The organism is Acinetobacter sp. AOR41_HL (assembly GCF_027854645.1).
GTDB lineage: Bacteria > Pseudomonadota > Gammaproteobacteria > Pseudomonadales > Moraxellaceae > Acinetobacter > Acinetobacter nosocomialis.
Map to the genome: position 1 here is coordinate 150929 of NZ_JAKTHZ010000024.1, position 22837 is coordinate 173765.

The 22837-nt window shown below is 38.9% G+C and carries 18 protein-coding genes and 1 pseudogene; 16 read left to right on the plus strand and 3 right to left on the minus strand.

The features are described from left to right. Positions 1-10 precede the first annotated feature (10 nt). Complete coding sequence (locus tag MKL35_RS09700) at positions 11-535, plus strand: YecA/YgfB family protein (RefSeq protein WP_001274941.1); 525 nt, start codon at positions 11-13, stop codon at positions 533-535. A 121-nt stretch (positions 536-656) separates the two neighbouring features. Here MKL35_RS09700 and trhO read toward each other — a convergent pair whose 3' ends face one another. Beyond that, on the minus strand, positions 657-1589 hold the full coding sequence (gene trhO, locus MKL35_RS09705) for an oxygen-dependent tRNA uridine(34) hydroxylase TrhO (protein WP_002051550.1): 933 nt from the start codon (positions 1587-1589) through the stop codon (positions 657-659). Positions 1590-1700: 111 nt separating this feature from the next. Here trhO and MKL35_RS09710 point away from each other — a divergent pair, with 111 nt between their 5' ends. Next, on the plus strand, positions 1701-2186 hold the full coding sequence (locus MKL35_RS09710) for a DUF1289 domain-containing protein (protein WP_022575745.1): 486 nt from the start codon (positions 1701-1703) through the stop codon (positions 2184-2186). Between the two features lie 70 nt (positions 2187-2256). On the opposite strand, the gene gltA is transcribed toward MKL35_RS09710, so the two are convergent. Then, on the minus strand, positions 2257-3531 hold the full coding sequence (gltA, locus tag MKL35_RS09715) for a citrate synthase (protein WP_001287579.1): 1275 nt from the start codon (positions 3529-3531) through the stop codon (positions 2257-2259). A gap of 953 nt (positions 3532-4484) precedes the next feature. On the opposite strand from gltA, the gene sdhC reads away from it, so the two are divergent. The 10 genes and pseudogenes from sdhC (at position 4485) to sucD (ending at position 16144) form a co-directional block, all read left to right on the plus strand. Next, the gene (gene sdhC, locus MKL35_RS09720; RefSeq protein ID WP_001984863.1) at positions 4485-4886 is read left to right on the plus strand and encodes a succinate dehydrogenase, cytochrome b556 subunit; all 402 of its coding nucleotides are present in this window, start codon (positions 4485-4487) and stop codon (positions 4884-4886) included. Next, positions 4886-5251, plus strand: a complete 366-nt coding sequence (sdhD, locus tag MKL35_RS09725; protein WP_000833672.1) for a succinate dehydrogenase, hydrophobic membrane anchor protein — start codon at positions 4886-4888, stop codon at positions 5249-5251. The genes sdhC and sdhD overlap by 1 nt, the downstream gene beginning before the upstream one ends. A gap of 12 nt (positions 5252-5263) precedes the next feature. Continuing rightward, positions 5264-7099 (plus strand): succinate dehydrogenase flavoprotein subunit, encoded by a 1836-nt coding sequence (gene sdhA / locus MKL35_RS09730; RefSeq protein ID WP_002051114.1) that lies wholly within the window; start codon positions 5264-5266, stop codon positions 7097-7099. Between the two features lie 14 nt (positions 7100-7113). Continuing rightward, positions 7114-7824: a succinate dehydrogenase iron-sulfur subunit gene (locus MKL35_RS09735; RefSeq protein ID WP_002051353.1), complete on the plus strand. Its 711-nt coding sequence runs from the start codon at positions 7114-7116 to the stop codon at positions 7822-7824. Positions 7825-8107: 283 nt separating this feature from the next. Then, positions 8108-8236 (plus strand): annotated as a pseudogene (locus MKL35_RS09740) (hypothetical protein). Positions 8237-8393: 157 nt separating this feature from the next. Continuing rightward, positions 8394-11234, plus strand: a complete 2841-nt coding sequence (locus MKL35_RS09750; protein WP_002051480.1) for a 2-oxoglutarate dehydrogenase E1 component — start codon at positions 8394-8396, stop codon at positions 11232-11234. Beyond that, positions 11234-12427: a 2-oxoglutarate dehydrogenase complex dihydrolipoyllysine-residue succinyltransferase gene (gene odhB, locus MKL35_RS09755; RefSeq protein WP_002051292.1), complete on the plus strand. Its 1194-nt coding sequence runs from the start codon at positions 11234-11236 to the stop codon at positions 12425-12427. Before MKL35_RS09750 ends, odhB begins: the two co-directional genes overlap by 1 nt. Positions 12428-12489: 62 nt before the next feature. Next, positions 12490-13923, plus strand: a complete 1434-nt coding sequence (lpdA, locus tag MKL35_RS09760) for a dihydrolipoyl dehydrogenase (RefSeq protein WP_002051272.1) — start codon at positions 12490-12492, stop codon at positions 13921-13923. A gap of 149 nt (positions 13924-14072) precedes the next feature. Then, positions 14073-15239 carry an ADP-forming succinate--CoA ligase subunit beta gene (sucC, locus tag MKL35_RS09765; RefSeq protein ID WP_001048573.1) on the plus strand — a complete coding sequence of 389 codons (1167 nt, stop codon included), beginning with the start codon at positions 14073-14075 and terminating at the stop codon, positions 15237-15239. Between the two features lie 14 nt (positions 15240-15253). Further along, entirely contained in the window at positions 15254-16144 is an 891-nt protein-coding gene (gene sucD / locus MKL35_RS09770) for a succinate--CoA ligase subunit alpha (protein ID WP_002051332.1), read from the plus strand. Positions 16145-16556: 412 nt separating this feature from the next. Here sucD and trpS read toward each other — a convergent pair whose 3' ends face one another. Continuing rightward, on the minus strand, positions 16557-17570 hold the full coding sequence (trpS, locus tag MKL35_RS09775; RefSeq protein WP_000072941.1) for a tryptophan--tRNA ligase: 1014 nt from the start codon (positions 17568-17570) through the stop codon (positions 16557-16559). A 206-nt stretch (positions 17571-17776) separates the two neighbouring features. Between trpS and MKL35_RS09780 the strand changes: the two genes are divergently transcribed. From MKL35_RS09780 to MKL35_RS09795, 4 genes are all read left to right on the plus strand, one after another. Beyond that, positions 17777-18700, plus strand: coding sequence for a DUF808 domain-containing protein (locus MKL35_RS09780; protein WP_004885495.1), 924 nt, complete (start codon positions 17777-17779; stop codon positions 18698-18700). Positions 18701-18729: 29 nt separating this feature from the next. Continuing rightward, a complete protein-coding gene (ypfJ, locus tag MKL35_RS09785) occupies positions 18730-19629 on the plus strand; it encodes a KPN_02809 family neutral zinc metallopeptidase (protein WP_002051488.1) in 900 nt (299 codons plus the stop codon). Positions 19630-19860: 231 nt separating this feature from the next. Then, positions 19861-21363, plus strand: coding sequence for a cation:proton antiporter (locus tag MKL35_RS09790; protein ID WP_002051161.1), 1503 nt, complete (start codon positions 19861-19863; stop codon positions 21361-21363). A gap of 457 nt (positions 21364-21820) precedes the next feature. Next, the coding region (locus MKL35_RS09795) for a BapA/Bap/LapF family prefix-like domain-containing protein (RefSeq protein WP_191976130.1) at positions 21821-22837 on the plus strand (1017 nt) is incomplete at its 3' end.

Here is a 22837-nt window from a genome sequence, read left to right on the forward strand (position 1 = left end):
AGGTAACACAATGAGTGCATTAGATTTAGACCAGTTAAGTGAATATCTAGATGGAGACCACAATGAGTATGGTCTAGACTTTGCTGCAACTCATGGTTTTTTGTGTGCAATTGCAGTAGGCCCTCAGTTTGACCGCTGGTTAGATGAATTATTCGAAGGTAACCAGAAAAAGGTTCCGGCAGAAATTATTCAGCAAATCAAGGTTTGGCTAGAGTCGATTCGTCAAGATTTAGCAAATGAAAATGGGATTGAATTTCCATTTGAAGTTGAAGAAGCTGATGTTGAATCAAGCCTAGGCGATTGGAGTGTAGGGTTTGTTGATGCAATGTTCTTAAATGAAGAGGCATGGTTTGCTCCTGAGTATGAAGAACAATTGGTTGATTTGACTTTACCTATCATGGTTTTTAGTGGAATTGATGAAGAAGATCCACAAATGGAGTCTTTCCGTCGCAATGGACAGTTAATGGATGAACTGGCAGAAGAAATTCCAGATAATTTGAATGAATTATATTTGATGTACCATACTCCAAATTAATTTATTAGAAGAAATAATAAATAACGTCCTTTCTAGGGCGTTTTTTATTATTAGCACTTATTTAGAAGAAACAAAAAAGGCATTTAGAAAACTAAATGCCTTTTGAAGCTACTTTTTAATTTTATAGGCGTTTACGCTTAGCAGCAGCAATTTGTGACTGGCGCATACGGAAACCAGCTTTTTGTTTCTCTGTTGTTTTATCGATGCAATATACGCAAGAAACACCATGTTCATAGCTTGGTAGAGCTGATTCTTCAGGAGTTAAAGGCCAGCCACAAGCATGACATTTAATGTTTGCGCCTTCTTCGACACCATGAGTTACCGCAGTACGTCCGTCAAATACGAAACATTCACCTTCCCAAAGACTTTCATCAGCTGGTGTTTCTTCTAAATATTTGAGAATACCGCCTTTTAGGTGATAAACCTCTTTAAATCCTTCTTGAAGAAGTAAAGAAGTTGATTTTTCACAACGAATACCACCAGTACAGAACATCGCAATTTTTTTGTCTTTATGCTGTTCTAATTCTTTTTTAACGTACTCAGGAAATTCGCGGAATGTTTCTGTTTTAGGGTCAATTGCACCTTTGAAAGTGCCGGCTTTGTATTCATAGTCATTACGTGTGTCGATTAAGATGACATCATCGCGTGCAATAAGCTCATTCCATTCTTTAGGATCAAGATAGTGACCAACTAAATCACGAGGTTTTACTTCTACGCCTAAAGTCACAATTTCTTTTTTAAGCTTAATTTTCATTTTACGGAAAGGTTTGTCAGAGCTATGGGATTCTTTATATTCCATAGCATTGAAACCTTCATTTAATAAAAATTGATGAATTGTATCAATTGCCTCACGGTCTCCTGCAACCGTACCATTAATTCCTTCACCTGCTACAATCAGAGTTCCGCAAAGGTTAATTGTTTTCACTAAGTCTAAAAGACGTTGTTGAAGATCGGCCGGATCTTGAACTTCTTTAAATTGATATAGTGCTGCAACAACCCAACCCGCGGTCGCTTGCTGTTCTACAGGTGCAAGCTGTTCTACAGTAGCGTTCATGGAATACTCCAAATGTATTAAGATAGAAATTTAAGGCGCGTATTTTAGCGCGAAAATTTGTAATAAGCGAGAAAACCATAAAAAGTATATGGTTTATTTAAGGAGTTTGTTTTGAGTAATGATCATCGAACGCTCTCTCTCACCCCATGTGCAGGGCGTTGTTCAACAGTTTTTGGTGATCAAGTATGTCGTGGTTGTCGCCGTTTTAACCATGAAGTAATTCAATGGAATACTTATACAGTAGAGCAGCGTTTAGCTGTCTGGAAGCGCTTAGATGATCAATTAGACCAGATTTTGGTGCCTATGCTGCCACAGGCAAATATCCAGCATGTGGAAGGGTTTATATTAAGTAAGCGTGTTCGGTTAATGGAAGGGGCGAGTAAAGGCCGTAAACTCTATCATGCCTTAAAAATATGTGAAAAAAATAAGCATCTTGCGTCTGAAAGTGGTTTGGGTATTTCAGAAGCACAAGTTAAAGACATATGGACTGAATTTGAAAGACGTGTCTTGGCTTTGGCTAAAGCAAGTTATGAGCTGGCTTGGTTAAGAGCTGATGGTATTAGTCATCACTTGTTAAATATATTTGAAGAAGAATAACTTTTAAAAAACTTATTTATAAAAAAAGCTGCCATTAGGCAGCTTTTTTACATTAATGTTCTTTCGAATATTAACGCTTGATGTCACGTTGCACTTCACCAGTGTAAAGCTGACGTGGACGACCAATTTTGTATGGACCGCTGTGCATTTCTAACCAGTGGCTGATCCAGCCAACTGTACGTGCAAGAGCGAAGATAACAGTAAACATTTCTGTTGGGATACCAATCGCTTTAAGGATGATACCAGAGTAGAAGTCTACGTTAGGGTAAAGTTTACGTTCAACAAAGTACGGGTCGTTCAATGCAATACGTTCAAGTTCCATAGCAAGCGCTAATTGAGGATCGTTGATACCTAATGCTTCAAGAACTTCGTCACAAGTTTGCTTCATCACTTTAGCACGTGGGTCGAAGTTTTTGTAAACGCGGTGACCGAAGCCCATAAGTTTAACTTCTTTGCGTTTAACTTTTTCCATGAACTCAGCAACATTTTCAACGCTACCGATTTCATCAAGCATTTTAAGAACTGCTTCGTTCGCGCCACCGTGTGCAGGTCCCCAAAGAGCAGAGATACCAGCAGAGATACACGCATATGGATTCGCACCAGTAGAACCGGCAAGACGAACTGTAGACGTAGAAGCGTTTTGTTCGTGGTCAGCATGAAGCGTGAAAATACGATCCATTGCACGCGCAAGAACAGGGTTTACTTTGTAGTCACGGTCTGCAGGAGTTGCAAACATCATGTGTAAGAAGTTTTCCGCGTAATTTAAGTCGTTACGTGGATAGATGAATGGCTGACCTACAGTGTATTTGTAGCTCCAAGCAGCAAGCGTTGGAATTTTAGCAATCAAACGAATCGCAGTAATTTCGCGGTGGTTGATGTCTTCAATGTCAAGGTTGTTGTGATAGAACGCAGATAATGCGCCAACTACACCAACCATGATTGCCATAGGGTGTGCGTCACGACGGAAACCATTGAAGAAACGGCTAACTTGATCGTGAACCATAGTGTGAGCACGAACTTTCGCATCGAACTCAACTTTTTGTTCAGCGGTTGGTAACTCACCATTTAATAATAAATAACAAGTTTCAAGGTAGTCTGCTTGAGTCGCTAACTGGTCAATCGGGTAACCGCGGTGTAATAAAATACCTTTGTCACCATCAATAAATGTGATTTTAGACTCGCATGAAGCTGTCGCCATAAAACCAGGATCAAAAGTAAAGTGACCTGAGGCCAATACATCTTTAACGTCGATTACATCGGGACCTAATGTGCCACTGTAAATTGGTAATTCAATTTCTTTGCCATCAAGATGTAATACGGCTTTTTTGCCAGTTGCTTCAGACATTCAATAGATCTCCTGTCCTGGTGAATGATTATCTGACTCGAAATCCTAATTTTCTCATGTGCGAATCAGACGGTGTCAAAATTTGCTATAAGATTAGTGAGTACTGAAATTTTGTCAATTATACTTATGGATAAAAAATGACGTTCCCACAGAGAGTTAGTCATCAAGAACCGAGCAAAAAAGTCAGTAAAATCACTGCATCGGGATGGTATCATAAGTCAATTCAAGAAGAACGTGCAGAAAAAAAATGAAGCGTGAGTACAATTGTAAGCAAATTTTTAAATTAGAATTAAGAATTAGACATGGTTATAAAATGCCAATCCGCTTAAAAAAATCATAAAACTCAGTCTGTAATTTTAAATTGCGATTCAAAAATTGCCTAATTATCACTATTTGATAATTCTAAAAGTTGTACTTTTTTTAAGTTTAATTGTTTAAAAAATAGCTTGTTGAACATCCTTAAAAATTTAAAACTCTTTTTTTGTAAAAATACTACTCACTGTTAAGAGTCAAGTAGCTCTTTATTACATTTAAGGTAAATGATGATATTGGATATTTTTAAAATAAAAATGATTAAAATTAGTATGTAACGGTAAATTTGGTTTATGATTTTGATTAGGCTTGATGAATTATTAACTTTATCTTTAGTCTAAAACTCACTTATTTTAGATAAAGCAGTAGAAAAGATATTTTTTATAAAAGATGTTGTTAAACAAGCACATGTTTTGTTTACTCTTAAATTTTGGATAGGGAAGACTACTGTTTGGCTATGTGAATGATTCTTATTTAATGAGTTTTTGCGGAAAAGGCAAAGTGGATTGTTTGTATTTTGATATTTCGCGTTTTATAATTCAGTGTCGTTTATAGGTTAGGCATGAGCTGTGCTTGCCTAACAATGCCAGCTTTCCTTGGAATTAATTCAACAAACTCCGGTCGGAGTTTCTACCTACAGGATGCCCGCTGTGAAAAGCAACAGACCTGTCAATTTGTCCATGGGTCAGGTGTTAGCGGTAAATTTACGCTCACCCGTGGCTATTGCATCAATTTTACACCGTTTATCAGGTGTCATCGTTTTCTTATTAGTACCAGTTCTCTTATGGATTCTAGATAAATCATTATCTTCACCAGAAGGATTTGACTACGTTAAAAATGTCGTTTTCGGAAATATCCTTGTACGTTTTGTCGTGTGGGTATTTGTAGCCGGCTTAATTTTCCACTTTATTGCTGGGGTTAAGCATTTGCTTGCAGATCTAGGTTTTGCTGAAGAACTGCAAAGCGGTCGTATTGCAGCGACAATTTCATTGATCTTATCTGTGGTAGCCATTATCGCAGCCTTTGTATGGATTATGTTCTAATGAAAAGTGCTACAGGTTTAACAGGTTCAGGTTCTCGTGATTGGTTTATCCAGCGTGTAAGTGCTGTGGTATTGGCAGCTTATACTGTTGTTCTTTTTGGTTGGATTCTCTGCAAAGGCGGATTTGACTATCAACAATGGGCTGGCTTCATGATGACATTACCAATGAAGATTTTCTCTTTATTGGCAATTTTGTCGCTTATCGCACACGCATGGATTGGTATGTGGCAAGTTTTCACTGACTATGTCACTACTCGTCAAATGGGTCCTTCAGCGAAAGGTTTACGCCTTGTACTGACTACGGCTGTCATTATTGCAGTGTTTGTGTACGCAATCTGGGGTATCCAGATTTTCTGGGCGAATTGATAGGAAGATATCATGGGCGCGATAAACCCTAAAGAAGATTATTCAAATATTCAAAACCTCACTTTCGATGCTGTTATCGTTGGTGGTGGTGGTTCTGGTATGCGTGCATCTTACCAACTTGCTCAAGCAGGTTTGAAAGTTGCTGTACTTACTAAAGTTTTCCCAACACGTTCACATACAGTTGCTGCTCAGGGTGGTATCGGAGCGTCGTTAGGTAACATGCAAGAAGATAACTGGCATTTCCACTTTTACGATACAGTAAAAGGTTCTGACTGGTTAGGTGACCAAGACGCAATTGAATTTATGTGTCGTGAAGCACCAAAAGTTGTGTATGAACTTGAACACATGGGTATGCCGTTTGACCGTAACGCTGATGGTACAATTTACCAACGTCCGTTCGGTGGTCACTCTGCGAACTATGGTGATAAACCAGTTCCACGTGCTTGTGCTGCTGCTGACCGTACTGGTCACGCATTATTGCACACGCTTTATCAAAGCAACGTGAAAATGGGTACTCAATTCTTCGTTGAATGGATCGCTCTTGATTTGATCCGTAACGAAGCAGGTGATGTGCTTGGTGTGACTGCAATTGACCAAGAAACTGGTAATATTGCCGTATTCCAAGCAAAAGCAACCTTGTTTGCAACTGGTGGTGCTGGTCGTGTTTACCGTGCATCAACAAATGCTTATATCAACACTGGTGACGGTCTTGGTATGGCTGCTCGTGCTGGCATTCCATTACAAGATATGGAATTCTGGCAATTTCACCCTACGGGTGTTGCGGGCGCAGGTGTATTGTTAACTGAAGGTTGTCGTGGTGAAGGTGCGATCCTTCGTAACAAAGACGGCGAACCGTTCATGGAACGTTATGCACCGACTTTAAAAGACTTGGCTCCACGTGACTTCGTATCACGCTCTATGGACCAGGAAATTAAAGAAGGTCGTGGTTGTGGTCCAAAAGGTGATTATATCTTACTTGATATGACTCACTTAGGTGCTGACACAATCATGAAGCGTTTACCATCTGTATTTGAGATCGGTAAAAAATTCGCAAACGTAGACATTACTAAAGAACCAATTCCAGTAGTGCCAACAATCCATTATCAAATGGGTGGTATTCCTACGAATATGCATGGTCAGGTGTGCTTACCAGAACCTGGTACAGACAACTACACTAAACCTGTAAAAGGTTTCTATGCAATTGGTGAATGTTCTTGCGTATCAGTACATGGTGCAAACCGTTTAGGTACTAACTCACTTCTTGACTTGGTTGTATTTGGTAAAGCTGCTGGTGAGCACATTATCGACTACGTAACTAAGCATCATGGTGATGAATATGCACCGCTTCCAACAAACGTATTAGAGCAAACTTTAAATCGCGTACGTAAGTTGGATGAATCAACTTCTGGTGAAAATGCACAAGAAGTTGCTGATGCAATTCGTGATATCGTTCAAGACCACGCTGGTGTGTTCCGTACTCAAGCATTGCTTGATAAAGGTGTTAAAGAGATTCTTGCTCTTGAACCGCGTGTGCGTAACATTCACTTGAAGGATAAATCTAAAGTATTTAACACTGCACGTGTTGAAGCGCTTGAAGTTGAAAACTTATATGAAGTTGCAAAAGCTACATTAATTTCAGCTGCTGCGCGTAAAGAATGTCGTGGTGCGCATACGGTAGTTGACTATGAATTACCAGCTGATCACCCAACTTATTCATACGGTCGCCGTGATGATGAGTGGATGAAACATACTTTATGGTATTCATCAGATAACCGTTTGGAATATAAGCCAGTACGCTTCAAGCCGTTAACTGTTGATCCAATTCCACCAGCACCACGTACATTCTAATCGGGAGTATAAAGATGAGTAGAGGTACTCGTACATTCGAAATCTACCGCTATGATCCTGATAAGGATAAAGCGCCATACATGCAAACTTTCAAACTTGAATTGACTGATAAGCACCGTATGTTGCTTGATGCATTGCTTGCTTTGAAAGTTCAAGACGAAACGTTAACATTCCGTCGCTCTTGCCGTGAAGGTATTTGTGGTTCTGATGGTGTGAACATCAATGGTAAAAATGGTTTAGCTTGCTTGCAAAACCTTAATGACCTACCAGAGAAAATCGTAATTCGTCCATTGCCAGGTTTGCCGGTTGTTAAAGATTTGGTTGTTGATATGAACCAATTCTATGATCAATATGACAAAATTCAGCCATTCTTGATCAATAATCAGCCAGCTCCACCTAAAGAGCGTTTACAGTCTCCGGAAGAGCGTGAACACTTAAATGGTTTGTATGAGTGTATTCTTTGTGCATGTTGTTCAACTTCATGCCCATCATTCTGGTGGAACCCTGATAAATTCTTGGGTCCTTCAGCATTGTTGAATGCATACCGTTTTATTATCGATTCTCGTGATACTGCGACTGCAGATCGTTTGGCTCGTCTTGACGATCCATTCAGTTTGTTCCGCTGTAAAGGTATCATGAACTGTGTGTCAGTATGTCCTAAAGGTTTGAATCCAACAAAAGCTATCGGTCACATCCGTAATATGTTGTTAGATCAAGCGGGTTAATTCTGCACAAATAGAGAACGCACATCCTTGATGTGCGTTTTTTTTTAATTTTATAATAGACGTCTTATACTTTAGTCGTTAAAAGAGGGGTTTTTATATAAAGCACCATATATTAATAGATAAAATTGGATATGTATTTCGCCAATTTATAGATGGTATGTGTCAAAAAAATCAATCGTTCGTTAAGAACATGATACGATTTGCCACAAAGTTGTAGGTAAAAAAAGCGTATACTAGGGAAATTAAATTAAGTGGCACGATCTTAGATCAGTGCTTAATTTTTATGGTCAAAGTCATTTTAGAAAAGTTAATTGTATAGTTAATTTTTCTAAAAAGATTTGCAAAAAATTGCTCGGTTTTAATCGAGTATAAGGTGAGTGATGATGCCATTGAGGGCGTTGTGATTCATTAATTACCTATGGAGTTTTATCTCTAGGTAGTATGACGCCCCATGGTCTTGAAGACCTGTTGGGTAAGTAGTGTCATTTTTACCAATTTGACATTATGCATCATGGGTGTGCTTAAAAGGCAGCCTGTAATATTTTTTGCAATAGGAAATGGGTCCACAAATGCAAGAAGTTGCTGACGCATTGCGTCTTGACACTGAACTTTCCGCTGATAGTGCAGCGTATATTGAAGAACTTTACGAGCAGTACCTGACTTCCCCAACCTCCGTCGCTGAGGACTGGCGCCAATATTTCGATAAATATCCAAAGGGTGACCAACCACACAGCGCTGTGCGTGAGCAATTCCTATTACTAGGACGTAATGCTAATCGTGTTCAACCTGTTGTACAAAGTACTGTAAGTACTGAGCATGAGCGTCGTCAAATTGGCGTTTTACAACTTATTGCTGCTTATCGCAATCGCGGACATCAAAAAGCTAAATTAGATCCATTAGGTCTTGCTAAGCGTGAAGATATTCCTGATTTAGATCTTTCAGCACACGGTTTAACCAAATCAGATTTAGACACAGTATTCAATACAGGCAATCTTGAGATTGGCAAGAGCGAAGCAACGCTTGCCGAAATGATTGAAGCAATGGAGGCAATCTATTGTGGTTCAATCGGTGTTGAATACATGCACATCGTGGACACAAAAGAAAAACGTTGGATTCAACAGCGTCTTGAAAGTGCCCGTGGTAAATTCAATTTCTCAAATGATCAAAAGAAAGGCTTCTTAGAGCGTTTAACTGCTGCTGAGGGGCTAGAAAAATATCTCGGTAATAAATACGTCGGTGCTAAACGCTTTGGTGTTGAAGGCGGCGAATCTTTTATTCCTATGGTAAATGAGATTATCCAGCGTGCTGGTGCTGTAGGTTGTAAAGAAGTTGTTATCGGTATGCCACACCGTGGCCGTTTGAACCTTCTTGTTAATATTATGGGTAAAAATCCGGCGGACTTGTTTGGTGAGTTCGAAGGTAAATCACTTCATAAGAAAGGTTCTGGTGACGTTAAATACCACCAAGGTTTCTCAAGTAATGTAATGACTCCAGGTGGTGAAGTTCACTTGGCATTGGCATTTAACCCATCTCACTTGGAAATTGTTGGTCCTGTAGTTGAAGGTTCTGTGCGTGCGCGTCAAGTACGTCGTAGAGACATCGGCGGTGATGACGTATTGCCAGTTATTGTTCATGGTGATGCTGCATTTGCAGGTCAAGGTGTGAACATGGAAACCTTCCAAATGTCACAAACTCGTGGCTATACAGTTGGTGGTACGGTTCATATTATTGTGAATAACCAAGTTGGTTTCACAACTTCTGATCCACGTGATGCGCGTTCTACAGAGTACTGTACAGACGTTGCTAAAATGATTCAGGCACCGATTTTCCATGTAAATGGTGATGATCCTGAAGCTGTTATCTTTGCTACTCAATTAGCACATGATTTCCGTCACGAATTCCGTAAAGATGTTGTTATCGATTTGTTCTGTTATCGCCGTCGTGGTCATAACGAAGCGGATGAGCCATCTGGTACACAACCATTGATGTATCAAGTAATTGCGAAGAAAGCAACTACTCGTACACTTTATGCTGATCAACTTGTACAAGAGAAAGTACTTGATCGTGCTGAAGCTGATCAAATGGTTGAAGATTACCGTTCTGATTTAGAAGCGGGTAATCATGTAGCAAATGCATTGATTCTTGAACCAAATACCAAAATGTTTGTTGATTGGACTCCATATTTGGGCCATGACTATACAGACGATTGGGATACTTCATTTGACTTGAACCGTCTTAAAGAATTAGGCGAGGGCATGAGCAAACTTCCTGAAGGGTTTGTAATGCAGCGTCAGGTTCAAAAAGTAATTGAAGATCGCGTGAAAATGCAAACTGGCGAAACTCCTTTAAACTGGGGTGCAGCAGAAACTTTAGCTTATGCGACTTTATTGGATGAAGACTATCTAGTTCGTATTACTGGTGAAGACGTAGGTCGTGGTACCTTCTCACACCGTCATGCGAAATTGCATAACCAAGTTGATGGTTCAACTTACATTCCTCTTTGTCATGTTAAAGAGAACCAACCACGTTTCGCGATTTACGATTCTTTGTTATCTGAAGAAGCAGTTCTTGCATTTGAATATGGTTACGCAACTACAATTCCTAAGAGCTTAATTATTTGGGAAGCACAATTTGGTGACTTCGTAAACTGTGCTCAGGTTGTGATTGATCAGTTTATTGCTTCTGGTGAGACTAAGTGGGAGCGTGTTTGTGGTTTAACGATGTTGTTACCACATGGTTTCGAAGGTCAAGGTCCAGAGCACTCTTCAGCTCGTTTAGAACGTTTCTTACAGTTATGTGCTGAAGACAACATGCAAGTGATCACTCCAACGACACCTGCACAGATTTTCCATGCATTACGTCGTCAGGCTGTACGCCCAATTCGTAAGCCATTAATCGTAATGTCACCGAAATCTTTACTTCGTCATAAACTTGCGACTTCTACTTTAGAAGAGCTAGCACATGGTTCATTCCAAACTGTAATTGACGAAATCGATCAAATTAACAAGTCAGATGTAACTCGTCTTGTACTTTGTGGTGGTAAAGTTTATTACGACTTACTCGAAAAACGTCGTGAACAAAACTTAACTAATGTTGCAATCGTACGTATCGAACAGTTGTATCCATACCCAGAGCAACGTCTTGCAGAAATCTTGGCTGCTTATCCAAATGTGAAAGAACTCGTTTGGGCACAAGAAGAGCCGAAGAACCAAGGCGCTTGGTTGTTTATCGCACCGCGTTTATATGACGATATCTTAAAATCTGGCAAACAAATCCGTATCAGTTTTGCAGGTCGTGAAGCTTCTGCTGCACCAGCTTGTGGCTCACCGTACTTGCATGCAAAACAACAAGCTCAGCTAATTAATGATGCATTGGCAATCGAAGCTGAACAATCAGGAGATTCTCAATAATGGCAACCGAAATTAAAGCACCGGTATTCCCAGAGTCTGTTGCAGATGGCACCATCGCAACTTGGCATAAAAAGGTGGGTGAACCTGTATCACGTGATGAAGTAATCTGTGATATTGAAACCGACAAAGTTGTTTTAGAAGTTGTTGCTCCTGCAGATGGTAGCTTGGTTGCAATCATTAAAGGTGAAGGCGATACAGTTCTTTCTGACGAAGTTATTGCTCAATTCGAAGCTGGTGCTGGCGCAGCTGCTGCTCCTGCAGCAGTAGAACAAGCAGTTGCTCAAACTCAAGCTGGTGCAGCTCCTGTTGTTGAGCGTACAGAAACTGTGTCTGATCAAGCTCCTGCGGTTCGTAAAGCGTTAACTGAATCTGGTATTGCTGCTTCTGACGTACAAGGTACTGGTCGTGGTGGTCGTATCACTAAAGAAGATGTTGCAAACCATCAAGCTAAACCAGCTGCTAACGTTACTCCGTTAAGCGTTGCTGTTGGCGAGCGTATCGAAAAACGCGTTCCAATGACTCGTTTACGTAAACGTGTTGCTGAGCGTCTTCTTGCAGCTACTCAAGAAACTGCAATGTTAACTACATTTAACGAAGTTAACATGAAGCCAATCATGGAATTGCGTAAGCAATATAAAGATGCTTTCGAAAAACGTCATGGTGCTCGTTTAGGCTTCATGTCATTCTTCGTTAAAGCAGCAACTGAAGCGCTTAAACGCTACCCAGCTGTAAATGCTTCAATTGATGGCGACGATATCGTTTATCACGGTTACTATGACATCGGTGTTGCAGTATCTTCTGATCGTGGTCTTGTTGTACCAGTATTACGTGATACTGACCGTATGAGCTACGCAGAAGTTGAAGCAGGTATTGCTGCTTATGCTGCTAAAGCACGTGATGGTAAATTATCTATCGAAGAAATGACTGGTGGTACTTTCACTATCACTAACGGTGGTACTTTCGGTTCATTGCTTTCAACTCCTATTTTGAACCAGCCGCAAACTGGTATCTTGGGTATGCACAAAATCCAAGAGCGTCCTATGGCGGTAAATGGTCAAGTTGAAATCTTGCCAATGATGTACTTAGCGCTTTCTTACGACCACCGTATGATCGATGGTAAAGAAGCTGTAGGTTTCTTAGTCGCAATCAAAGAATTGTTAGAAGAGCCAGCTAAACTCATCCTTGATCTTTAATTTCTTCGAATAAATACCTACCAGGATAGAGCGATCCTCTATCTTGGTTTATGGAGATAAAAATGTCTCAACAATTTGATCTTGTTGTCATCGGCGGTGGTCCTGGTGGTTATGAAGCTGCGATTCGCGCTGCTCAACTAGGCTTCAAAGTCGCTTGTATTGAAAAACGTATTCACAACGGTAAGCCTTCTTTAGGTGGTACTTGCTTAAACGTAGGTTGTATCCCTTCTAAAGCTTTGCTTGATTCTTCTCATCGTTATGAAGATACAGTGCATCACTTAGCTGATCACGGTATTACAACTGGTGAAGTGAATTTCGATCTTGCAAAACTTCTTGCTCGTAAAGACAAAATTGTTGACCAATTAACTGGCGGTATCGACCAATTGCTTAAAGGCAACGGTATTGAGTGGTTAAAAGGTACAGGTAAATTACTTGCTGGTAAAAAAGTTGAGTTCGTTTCTCATGAAGGTGAAACTCAAGTTTTAGAACCTAAATACGTGATTCTTGCGTCTGGTTCTGTGCCTGTAAATATTCCTGTAGCTCCTGTAGATCAAGATATTATTGTTGATTCAACTGGCGCATTAAACTTCCCAGAAGTACCTAAGCGTTTAGGTGTAATTGGTGCAGGTGTAATCGGTTTAGAACTTGGCTCAGTATGGCGTCGTCTTGGTGCTGAAGTTGTTGTATTTGAAGCAATGGATGCATTCTTGCCAATGGCTGATAAAGCTTTGGCAAAAGAATACCAAAAGCTTTTAACTAAGCAAGGTCTTGATATTCGCGTTGGTGCTAAAGTTTCTGGCACTGAAGTTAATGGTCGTGAAGTGACTGTTAAATACACTCAAGGTGGCGAAGAAAAAACTCAAACTTTTGACAAATTAATCGTTTGTGTTGGCCGTAAAGCTTATGCAGAAGGTTTATTGGCTGAAGATTCAGGCATTAAATTAACTGAACGTGGTTTAGTTGAAGTAAACGATCACTGTGCAACTTCTGTAGAAGGTGTATATGCGATTGGTGACTTAGTTCGCGGTCCAATGCTTGCTCATAAAGCAATGGAAGAGGGTGTAATGGCTGTTGAACGTATTCACGGTCATGCTGCTCAAGTAAACTATGACACAATCATTTCTGTTATCTATACACACCCTGAAGCGGCGTGGGTTGGTTTAACTGAAGAACAAGCTAAAGAAAAAGGTCATGAAGTAAAAACTGGTCAATTCGGTTTTGCTGTAAATGGTCGTGCTTTAGCTGCTGGTGAAGGTGCAGGTTTTGTTAAGTTCGTTGCTGATGCAAAAACTGACCGTTTATTAGGTATGCATGTGATTGGACCTGCAGCATCTGATATCGTTCACCAAGGTATGATCGCTCTTGAATTTGTATCTTCTGTTGAAGATCTTCAGTTGATGACTTTTGGTCACCCAACATTCTCTGAAGTTGTTCATGAAGCTGCACTTGCTGTAGATGGTCGTGCAATTCACGCGATTCAACGTAAGCGTAAATAAAATTAAAGAGCGGTTTCTCCGCTCTTTTTCACATTCGATGGTGTGATTAAAAAATCATCAAGTTGATAGACGTAGACAGCAATTTGCACATACAACATGAGAATGTTGCGCAAATTGAAGACAACAAACAAAGTTAAGTAGGTAACTAAATGAACTTACATGAGTATCAAGCTAAAGCGTTATTGAAAGAATATGGTATGCCAGTACAAGAAGGTATCTTGGCAACCAATGCAGACGAAGCAGTTGCTGCATTTGAACAGCTTGGTGGTAAATTCGCTGTAATGAAGGCGCAAGTTCATGCTGGTGGTCGTGGTAAGGCTGGTGGCGTTAAAGTTGCAAAATCTAAAGAAGATGTTATCGAATTTGCAAACAATATCATTGGTACTCGTCTTGTAACGTATCAAACAGATGCAAATGGTCAACCAGTAAACAGCATCATTGTTGCTGAAGACGTATATCCAGTTGAGCGTGAGCTTTACTTGGGCGCGGTTGTAGACCGTTCTAGCCGTCGTATTACTTTTATGGCTTCTACAGAAGGTGGTGTAGAAATCGAGAAAGTTGCTGAAGAAACTCCAGAAAAAATTATCAAAGTTGAAGTTGATCCATTAGTTGGCTTACAACCATTCCAAGCACGTGAAGTTGCGTTTGCTTTAGGTTTGAAAGACAAACAAATCGGTCAATTCGTAAAAATCATGACAGCTGCTTACCAAGCATTTGTTGAAAACGATTTTGCTTTATTTGAAATTAACCCGCTTTCTGTTCGTGAAAACGGCGAAATTTTATGTGTAGATGCGAAAGTAGGTATCGACTCTAACGCGCTTTACCGTTTACCTAAAGTTGCTGCTTTACGTGACAAATCTCAAGAGAATGAGCGTGAATTAAAAGCATCTGAATTTGATCTTAACTATGTTGCTTTAGAAGGTAACATCGGTTGTATGGTTAACGGTGCTGGTCTTGCAATGGCAACTATGGACATCATTAAACTTTATGGTGGTCAGCCTGCAAACTTCCTTGACGTTGGTGGCGGTGCAACTAAAGAGCGCGTAATTGAAGCGTTCAAAATCATCCTTGCTGATACATCTGTACAAGGTGTTTTAATTAACATCTTCGGTGGTATCGTACGTTGTGACATGATTGCTGAAGCAATTATTGCAGCGGTTCAAGAAGTAAACGTAACTGTTCCAGTTGTTGTTCGTTTAGAAGGTAACAACGCTGAGTTAGGTGCTAAATTACTTGATGAATCTGGTTTGAAATTAATTTCTGCGAACGGTTTGTCTGATGCCGCAGAAAAAGTTGTAGCTGCAGTTAAAGCGTAAGGGGAGTATCAATCATGAGCGTATTAATTAATAAAGACACTAAAGTATTGGTACAAGGTTTTACTGGTAAAAACGGTACTTTCCACTCTGCACAAGCTTTAGACTACGGTACAAAAGTTGTTGGTGGTGTTACTCCAGGTAAAGGTGGTACAACTCACCTTGACTTACCAGTATTCAACACAATGAAAGAAGCTGTACGTGAAACAAATGCAGATGCATCTGTAATCTATGTACCAGCTCCATTCGTTTTAGACTCAATCGTTGAAGCGGTTGATTCAGGTGTTGGCCTAATCGTTGTGATCACTGAAGGTGTTCCAACAATCGACATGCTTAAAGCAAAACGTTATTTAGAAACTAACGGTAACGGTACTCGTTTAGTTGGTCCTAACTGCCCAGGCGTGATCACTCCGGGTGAATGTAAGATCGGTATTATGCCTGGTCACATCCACCAACCAGGTCGTATTGGTATTATCTCACGTTCAGGTACATTGACTTATGAAGCTGTTGCTCAAACAACTAAGCTTGGTTTAGGTCAGTCTACTTGTATCGGTATTGGTGGTGACCCAATCCCAGGTATGAACCAAATCGAAGCGCTTCAATTGTTCCAAGACGATCCAGATACTGATGCAATCATCATGATCGGTGAGATCGGTGGTACAGCGGAAGAAGAAGCTGCTGAATTCATCAAATCTAACGTGACTAAGCCTGTAGTAGGTTACATCGCTGGTGTAACTGCTCCTAAAGGTAAGCGTATGGGTCACGCTGGTGCGATCATTTCTGGTGGTCAAGGTACTGCTGAAGAGAAATTTGCTGCATTTGAAAAAGCAGGTATGGCTTACACTCGTAGCCCAGCTGAGCTTGGTTCAACTATGTTGCAAGTATTAAAAGAGAAAGGTTTAGTTTAATAGCTACCTTAAATCTTTAAAAAATACCGCATCTGAAAAATGATGCGGTATTTTTTTGCATCATTGAAAAGTAGCATAAAATGAAATGAGAAATAATAACGCTAAAAAGAGACAAAAAAATACGCAATGATTGGGGTGATCATTGCGTAGAACAACGAATCTGTTAAAAACAGTTTCGGCTTAAGGAGAAATGTCGTGAGGTTCATATCAACCTACTTGAGCTATATTAGTGAGGTGTTCATATTTGTTCATTAAGGTTCACGTTAATTAGTGTTACTTCACGTTAAAAGGGTAAGAGCGTGTGAATCATAATAAATATATAGAAATTGTAATAACTTAAATTATTGAATCTAAATGTAATTATGAAAAAAAGCCCCGTAGGGCTTTTTGAATTATATTTTGAATCTAAGAATTAGAATTTAAATAAGCCTAAGCCATCTTTAACTTCATCTAAAGTTTGCTGAGTAATGATTCGACATTTATCAGTACCTTGACGTAAAACATCCATAATGTAATCAGGGTCTTTAGCAAGTTCTTCACGGCGCTCACGAATAGGAGTAATTAATTCTTTTAACACACCTTCGAGACGTTTTTTAACAGTACCGTCACCAAGACCACCACGACGGTAATGAGCTTTTAATTCCTCAACTTCTTCTTTGTTTGGATCAAATGCATCTAAGTAAGTAAATACGATGTTTCCTTCAACCTGACCTGGATCTTCAATACGAAGATGATTTGGGTCAGTGTACATTGCGTTTACAGCTTTTTTAATGTCTTTGTCAGAAGCATTTAAAACAATGGTATTACCTAATGACTTAGACATTTTTGCTTTACCATCAAAACCAGGTAAACGAGCCATATTAGAAAGCAATGCTTTACATTCAGGTAATAGGTCTTGACCAATTTGACGGTTTACACGACGCACGATTTCATTCGTTTGCTCAATCATTGGAATCTGATCTTCACCTACTGGTACTACAGTTGCTTTAAAAGCCGTAATATCAGCCGCCTGTGCAACAGGATAGCAAAGGAAGCCCGCAGGAATGTCACGTTCAAAACCGCGCATTTGAATTTCAGATTTAATAGTCGGGTTACGTTCTAAACGAGCCACAGTTACAAAGTTAAGATATAACATTGTAAGTTCATTCAGTGCTGGTAAACATGACTGAACACAAATAGTTGTTTTAGTTGGATCAATACCAACAGCTAAATAATCTAGAGCAACTTCTAAAATGTTACGACGTACTTTATCTGGGTTATCTGCATTATCTGTTAATGCTTGTGCATCTGCTAATAAGAGGTGTTGATGGTGGCTATCCTGTAAACCTACACGTGAACGCAAAGAACCGACAAAATGCCCAAGGTGAAGTTGTCCGGTTGGGCGGTCGCCTGTCAAAATAATTGGACGCTGATCAACATTACTCATTATTTATTCCACTATCGTATTGGCTTAATCAGGGATAGTAAGCCCTGTAATATAAAAGATTGGCATTATTGTACGGGAAATAAATTTTTTTCGTCAGCGATTGGTTAAACTTTCTTAAAATAATATTGTGAATTTATTCAGTAAAATTACAGAAAATGGAATATTTCATCTTACAATAGCTAGATAAATACAAACCTGGATAAGAAATGGCAAGTGGCTTACTTTTATTACTAGATGATATTGCAACAATTTTAGATGATGTCGCTTTAATGAGCAAAATGGCAGCAAAGAAAACTGCCGGTGTTTTAGGTGATGATTTGGCTTTAAATGCACAACAGGTAACAGGTGTACGTGCAGATCGTGAATTGCCTATCGTATGGAAGGTTGCCAAAGGTTCTTTAGTTAATAAGCTTATTTTAGTACCTTTAGCTTTATTAATTAGTGTTATCGCACCGTGGCTGATTAACCCTTTATTGATGCTAGGTGGTTTATTTCTATGTTATGAAGGCGTTGAAAAAGTTCTTCATACAATTATGCATAGAAAAGCTTCAACCTCTGAGGAAGCAGAAAAAGAATTTAACAATGAAGAGCTGGATCTGGCTACTTTTGAAAAAGAGAAAGTAAAAGGAGCTATTCGAACTGACTTTATTTTATCTGCTGAAATTGTTGTTATTTCTTTAGGAACGGTTGCTACGGCGGCTTTAATAACAAAAATAAGTGTACTTAGCATTATTGCTGTTGTGATGACACTAGGTGTTTATGGCTTGGTTGGTGTGATTGTTAAGATTGATGATTTAGGATTATATTTAACAAAACAGGCTGCTTCTTTTAAACAAACTCTAGGACGTGGTTTACTTGCTTTTGCTCCTCTTTTAATGAAGCTACTTTCTATTGTTGGAACTATTGCAATGTTTTTAGTAGGTGGAGGGATTATTAACCATACAATTCCTTTACTTCATCATATTACTGATAGTACCGTCGATCATGTAGAGAATATACCCGCAGTAGGCAATATTATTGGAGCTTTAACACCGACATTAATGAACTTTGCGATTGGTATGATTGCTGGGGCGGTTGTGTTGCTTGTGGTGAGTTTAATACAGAAAATGTGGCCAAAAGCTTCTGACTAATCAGGCCATTTAATAAGAAGAGGGACGTTATGCGCTGGAGAGATCGTAGAGTCAGTACCAATGTTGAGGACCGTCGAGGTGGGGGCGGTGTTAAAGCAGGTGGTATTAGTATTATTGGTTTGGTCGTGGCATTTGTCGCATGGAAATTTTTTGGCGTTGATCCGCAAATGGCTTATCAGGCAACGCAGCAGGTTACTGCTTCACAACAATCAAATGCAACCTCACCAGAAAGTTTAACACCTGAGCAAAAAGAAGCATCGGATTTTGTTGGAACTGTATTAGCTGATACAGAAGATACGTGGACACCTATATTTAAGCAATTAGGGAAAACTTATACACCGCCAACGTTAGTTTTATTTAGTGGAGTGACTCGCTCAGGTTGTGGTACCGCTCAATCTGCTATGGGACCTTTTTATTGCCCAGCTGACCAAAAAGTTTATATTGATACCGAATTCTTTAAAGATATGCGCGAGCAAATGGGGATTTCGGGTGAGCAAAATAAATCAGAGCTTTCTCGCCAAGATCAGGCAGGGGATTTTGCCCAAGCCTATGTTGTTGCGCATGAAGTAGGCCATCATGTTCAAACCTTGCTTGGTATTTCATCTCAAGTGCAACAAGCTCGTTCGCAAGTCAGCCAAAGAGAGGGTAACCAATTATCTGTTCGACAAGAGTTACAAGCTGACTGTTTAGCAGGTATATGGGCAAATCATAATCAACAACGTACTCAGTTTTTAGAGTCTGGTGATGTTGAAGAAGCAATGGATGCAGCTCAAAAAATTGGTGATGACTATTTGCAAAAACGTGCGACAGGACAAGTTGTACCTGATAGTTTTACTCATGGTACGAGTGAACAGCGGATGCATTGGTTTCAAGTGGGCTTAAAGTCCGGTGATATCAACCAATGTGATACTTTTAATAATCCTATCTAATGTTAAAGATGAGTTTATTAAAACACTTTAAATAAGCTCATCTTTTAATACCCCAACTTCATAATTAATGTTAAGAAATTTAACTGATCGATAGAATGATTAAAGTAATTCGTTAAACTTATATTCCAACTTTTAACTGTTTAGGCCCTTATAAGGTGCCTACTTCCTCATTCTGTTCAGTTTAGCTGTCTAGGTTTTTTATTTGGTCATTGACCCAGAAGAAGGGTATTCATGGGTAATTTTTTCTTATTACAAGCACTTACAGTTGTATTTGCCTTATCAATTGCAACGACTATATTCAATAAGCGTATTTTAGGCTTTCCTCAAGCTATTGGCGTGCCTCTTGTTTCTGCAATCTTTGTCTTCATTTTGCAATGGGGAGCTAGTCTCTTAAATGGTAATCAGTTCATTACCATTAATATTCACAATATTGAAGAAGCAGTACGTCATATCGATTTTTATGACTTTTTAATTAATGGCGTCATTTGTTTTATTCTGACATCTTCTGCACTGAAATTTAAAATTTCAGACTTAAGAAGTTATTGGCGACAAATTAGTATTCTAGCGACTATTGCACTAGTTATCTGCGCCGTATTGTTTGGTGGCTTACTTTACGGCTTCCAATTACTGGTTGGCCATCATGTACCAATTTTAGTTCTTCTATTATTAGGCGCGGCATTGGGAGCAACTGACCCGATCGGTATTAAAGGTGTTTTAAGTTCGATTCGTGCGCCCCATCATTTAATTGTCAAATTAGAAGGCGAATCTTTATTTAACGATGCAATGTGTATTGCACTATTTATGACATTGCTGAACGTTTTACAAGGTGAACATTTTTCGTTAGTTGCGACTTTAGAAGCTTTACTTTATGAAATTGTGGTTGCTGTCGGTATTGGATGGGCATTCGGTATAGGAACATTACGTCTATTACGTGGCAAACACGAAATGGAGTCCCTGATTCTAACAACTGCCTTACTTGCTAGCGGAGCATATTTAGTTGCTTTGTTTGCTCATGCTTCTGCTCCGATTGCTTGTGTGATTGGCGGTTTAATTGTTGGTAATAAATGGAAAGAAATCCGTGAAGAGCGTGAGATTAGAGAAGTTAATCATTTTTGGCATACAGTAGAAGGAATTATCAATTCATTCTTATTCACTTTAATTGGTCTTGAGCTATTTATTCTTGATTTGAATTTTAGCCTGATCTTAGGGGGAATAGTTGCTTTCTTTATTTTGCATATTTCTCGCTTTGCAGCAAATTTTATGTCTTTTGCTTTCTTCCCAACAATGCGTAAAACCAAAAGCTACAATGGTAGTTTAACTATCTTATCTTGGGGTGGCGTACGGGGCGGGATTTCACTTGCTTTAATTCTGGCTGTTGCAAATATTCCAGCACTTAGTCCTTATAGTAGTATTCTTATTGGATATACCTTTATTAGTGTACTGTTATCTGGTGTGGTGTGTGGTCTTGGTCTACCGGCAGTAATGAACGCATTTTATTACAACCCTAATGAAGAAACCGAAGGACTTAAAGGCTTTTACCAAAAGCTATGTCACAAAATGAATCGCCGTGGCTTTCAATATATTGTAGGAGAAGATGCGTTAGGAAGAGAAACTATAACTATCTTTAACCCTGATGTTATTGTTGATCAAAAAACAGAAGATGGTATTGCAACTATGCATGACCCTAATAAGTTACAAGAAGTAAAACGTTTTGAGAGTCCAGATAATTTTTAACTTAACTTAAAAATCTTTTTAATTAGTATTAAAAAATTAGGCTTTAGTGTAATAGTAAAATATTATCTGAAGCCATTTTTTTTCTATATATATCATTATTAATATATTTTATTTTATTGAGATATTAAAAATTGTTATATAAAAAATTAAATTAAAATAGTTTTCAATAAATTTTCAATAATAAAAAATTAAATTTGTTTTATATATAAAACAGTTGCTAGTTATTTTTCGTAATTTATAAGAATAAGAACGAGAATTTTATTTATATAAAATTTGTATTAATTAAATTTTTTTCTTTAAGGACTTTAGTATTTATTTTTTTTATTTTAAAGTGGTTAATGTAAAAATGATCACATTACTTAATGTTTTTAAGTTGTAGGTCAAAAACTCGAAAACATTAAGTAAAAAGAATTATACAAAAAATCATTTAAATCAATAATATAAAAGGAATATAGATATGCCTGAGATACAAATTATTGCCAAGGACAGTCACAAAACCTTGGTAACAACAGAGGGAACTTCTGCAAAACTTTCAGAAGCGTCAGTTGTATTGGTAAAAGTAGCTGCCAGTGATGTACTGGTAGTCAATAGAGAGGGTACTAATGCAGTAATTCGCCTAAAAAATGGCGAAACTATTGTTATTGAAGGCTTCTTTAGTGGTACTGCTGAACCAGCTGATAACAGTCTTGTATTTCAAGATCAGAATGGTCAACTCATTTGGGCAAAATTTAAAGATGCTGAAAATGATGCAGATGCTGACAGCGATGCAGATGCAGATGCCGACAGTGATGTGGAGCCACAAGCACTTTTAGGTGAAGACTTACCAGCAGCACTACCAGCAGAAGCACCACAGGCATTAGTGTCTGATGTTATTTATCAACCAATTTCTTCAATTCAGCCATTACTTTATCATGATGCAGGTGTGAACCCATGGTTATGGGCAGCAGTACCTCTAGTTGCAGGTGGTATCATTGCTGCTGCATCAAATAGTGGTAGTAGTAATGACTCTTCTCCTGCAGATACTACACCCCCAAATACAAATGGGGTTACTTTCTCTGTTGATCCTATAACTTCAGATAATGTTATTAATTCAACTGAAGCTGCTGGTAACGTTACTGTTACAGGTAGCTTAAAAAATATTCCAGCAGATGCTGCAAATACTGTCGTTACTGTAGTTGTGAATGGTGTAACTTATACTGCAACTGTAGATAAAGTAGCAGGAACATGGAGCGTAGTTGTACCAGGCAGTGGATTAATTGCAGATAGCGATAAAACCATTGATGCAAAAGTTACGTTTACTGATGCAGCGGGTAATAGTAGCAATATAACTGAATCAAAAACTTATACAGTAGATACCACTGCGCCAAATGCACCAGTAATTGATCCAATCAATGCAACTAATCCTGTAACAGGTACAGCAGAAGCTGGCTCAACAGTTAAGGTCACTTTCCCAGATGGTACAACAGCGACTGTA

Coding starts and splice junctions, on each gene's coding strand:
- MKL35_RS09700 (WP_001274941.1), top strand. CDS start 11: ATGAGTGCATTAGATTTAGACCAGTTAAGTGAATATCTAGATGGAGAC.
- trhO (WP_002051550.1), bottom strand. CDS start 1,589: ATGAACGCTACTGTAGAACAGCTTGCACCTGTAGAACAGCAAGCGACC.
- gltA (WP_001287579.1), bottom strand. CDS start 3,531: ATGTCTGAAGCAACTGGCAAAAAAGCCGTATTACATCTTGATGGCAAA.
- sdhC (WP_001984863.1), top strand. CDS start 4,485: ATGCCCGCTGTGAAAAGCAACAGACCTGTCAATTTGTCCATGGGTCAG.
- sdhD (WP_000833672.1), top strand. CDS start 4,886: ATGAAAAGTGCTACAGGTTTAACAGGTTCAGGTTCTCGTGATTGGTTT.
- sdhA (WP_002051114.1), top strand. CDS start 5,264: ATGGGCGCGATAAACCCTAAAGAAGATTATTCAAATATTCAAAACCTC.
- MKL35_RS09735 (WP_002051353.1), top strand. CDS start 7,114: ATGAGTAGAGGTACTCGTACATTCGAAATCTACCGCTATGATCCTGAT.
- MKL35_RS09750 (WP_002051480.1), top strand. CDS start 8,394: ATGCAAGAAGTTGCTGACGCATTGCGTCTTGACACTGAACTTTCCGCT.
- odhB (WP_002051292.1), top strand. CDS start 11,234: ATGGCAACCGAAATTAAAGCACCGGTATTCCCAGAGTCTGTTGCAGAT.
- lpdA (WP_002051272.1), top strand. CDS start 12,490: ATGTCTCAACAATTTGATCTTGTTGTCATCGGCGGTGGTCCTGGTGGT.
- sucC (WP_001048573.1), top strand. CDS start 14,073: ATGAACTTACATGAGTATCAAGCTAAAGCGTTATTGAAAGAATATGGT.
- sucD (WP_002051332.1), top strand. CDS start 15,254: ATGAGCGTATTAATTAATAAAGACACTAAAGTATTGGTACAAGGTTTT.
- trpS (WP_000072941.1), bottom strand. CDS start 17,570: ATGAGTAATGTTGATCAGCGTCCAATTATTTTGACAGGCGACCGCCCA.
- MKL35_RS09780 (WP_004885495.1), top strand. CDS start 17,777: ATGGCAAGTGGCTTACTTTTATTACTAGATGATATTGCAACAATTTTA.
- ypfJ (WP_002051488.1), top strand. CDS start 18,730: ATGCGCTGGAGAGATCGTAGAGTCAGTACCAATGTTGAGGACCGTCGA.
- MKL35_RS09790 (WP_002051161.1), top strand. CDS start 19,861: ATGGGTAATTTTTTCTTATTACAAGCACTTACAGTTGTATTTGCCTTA.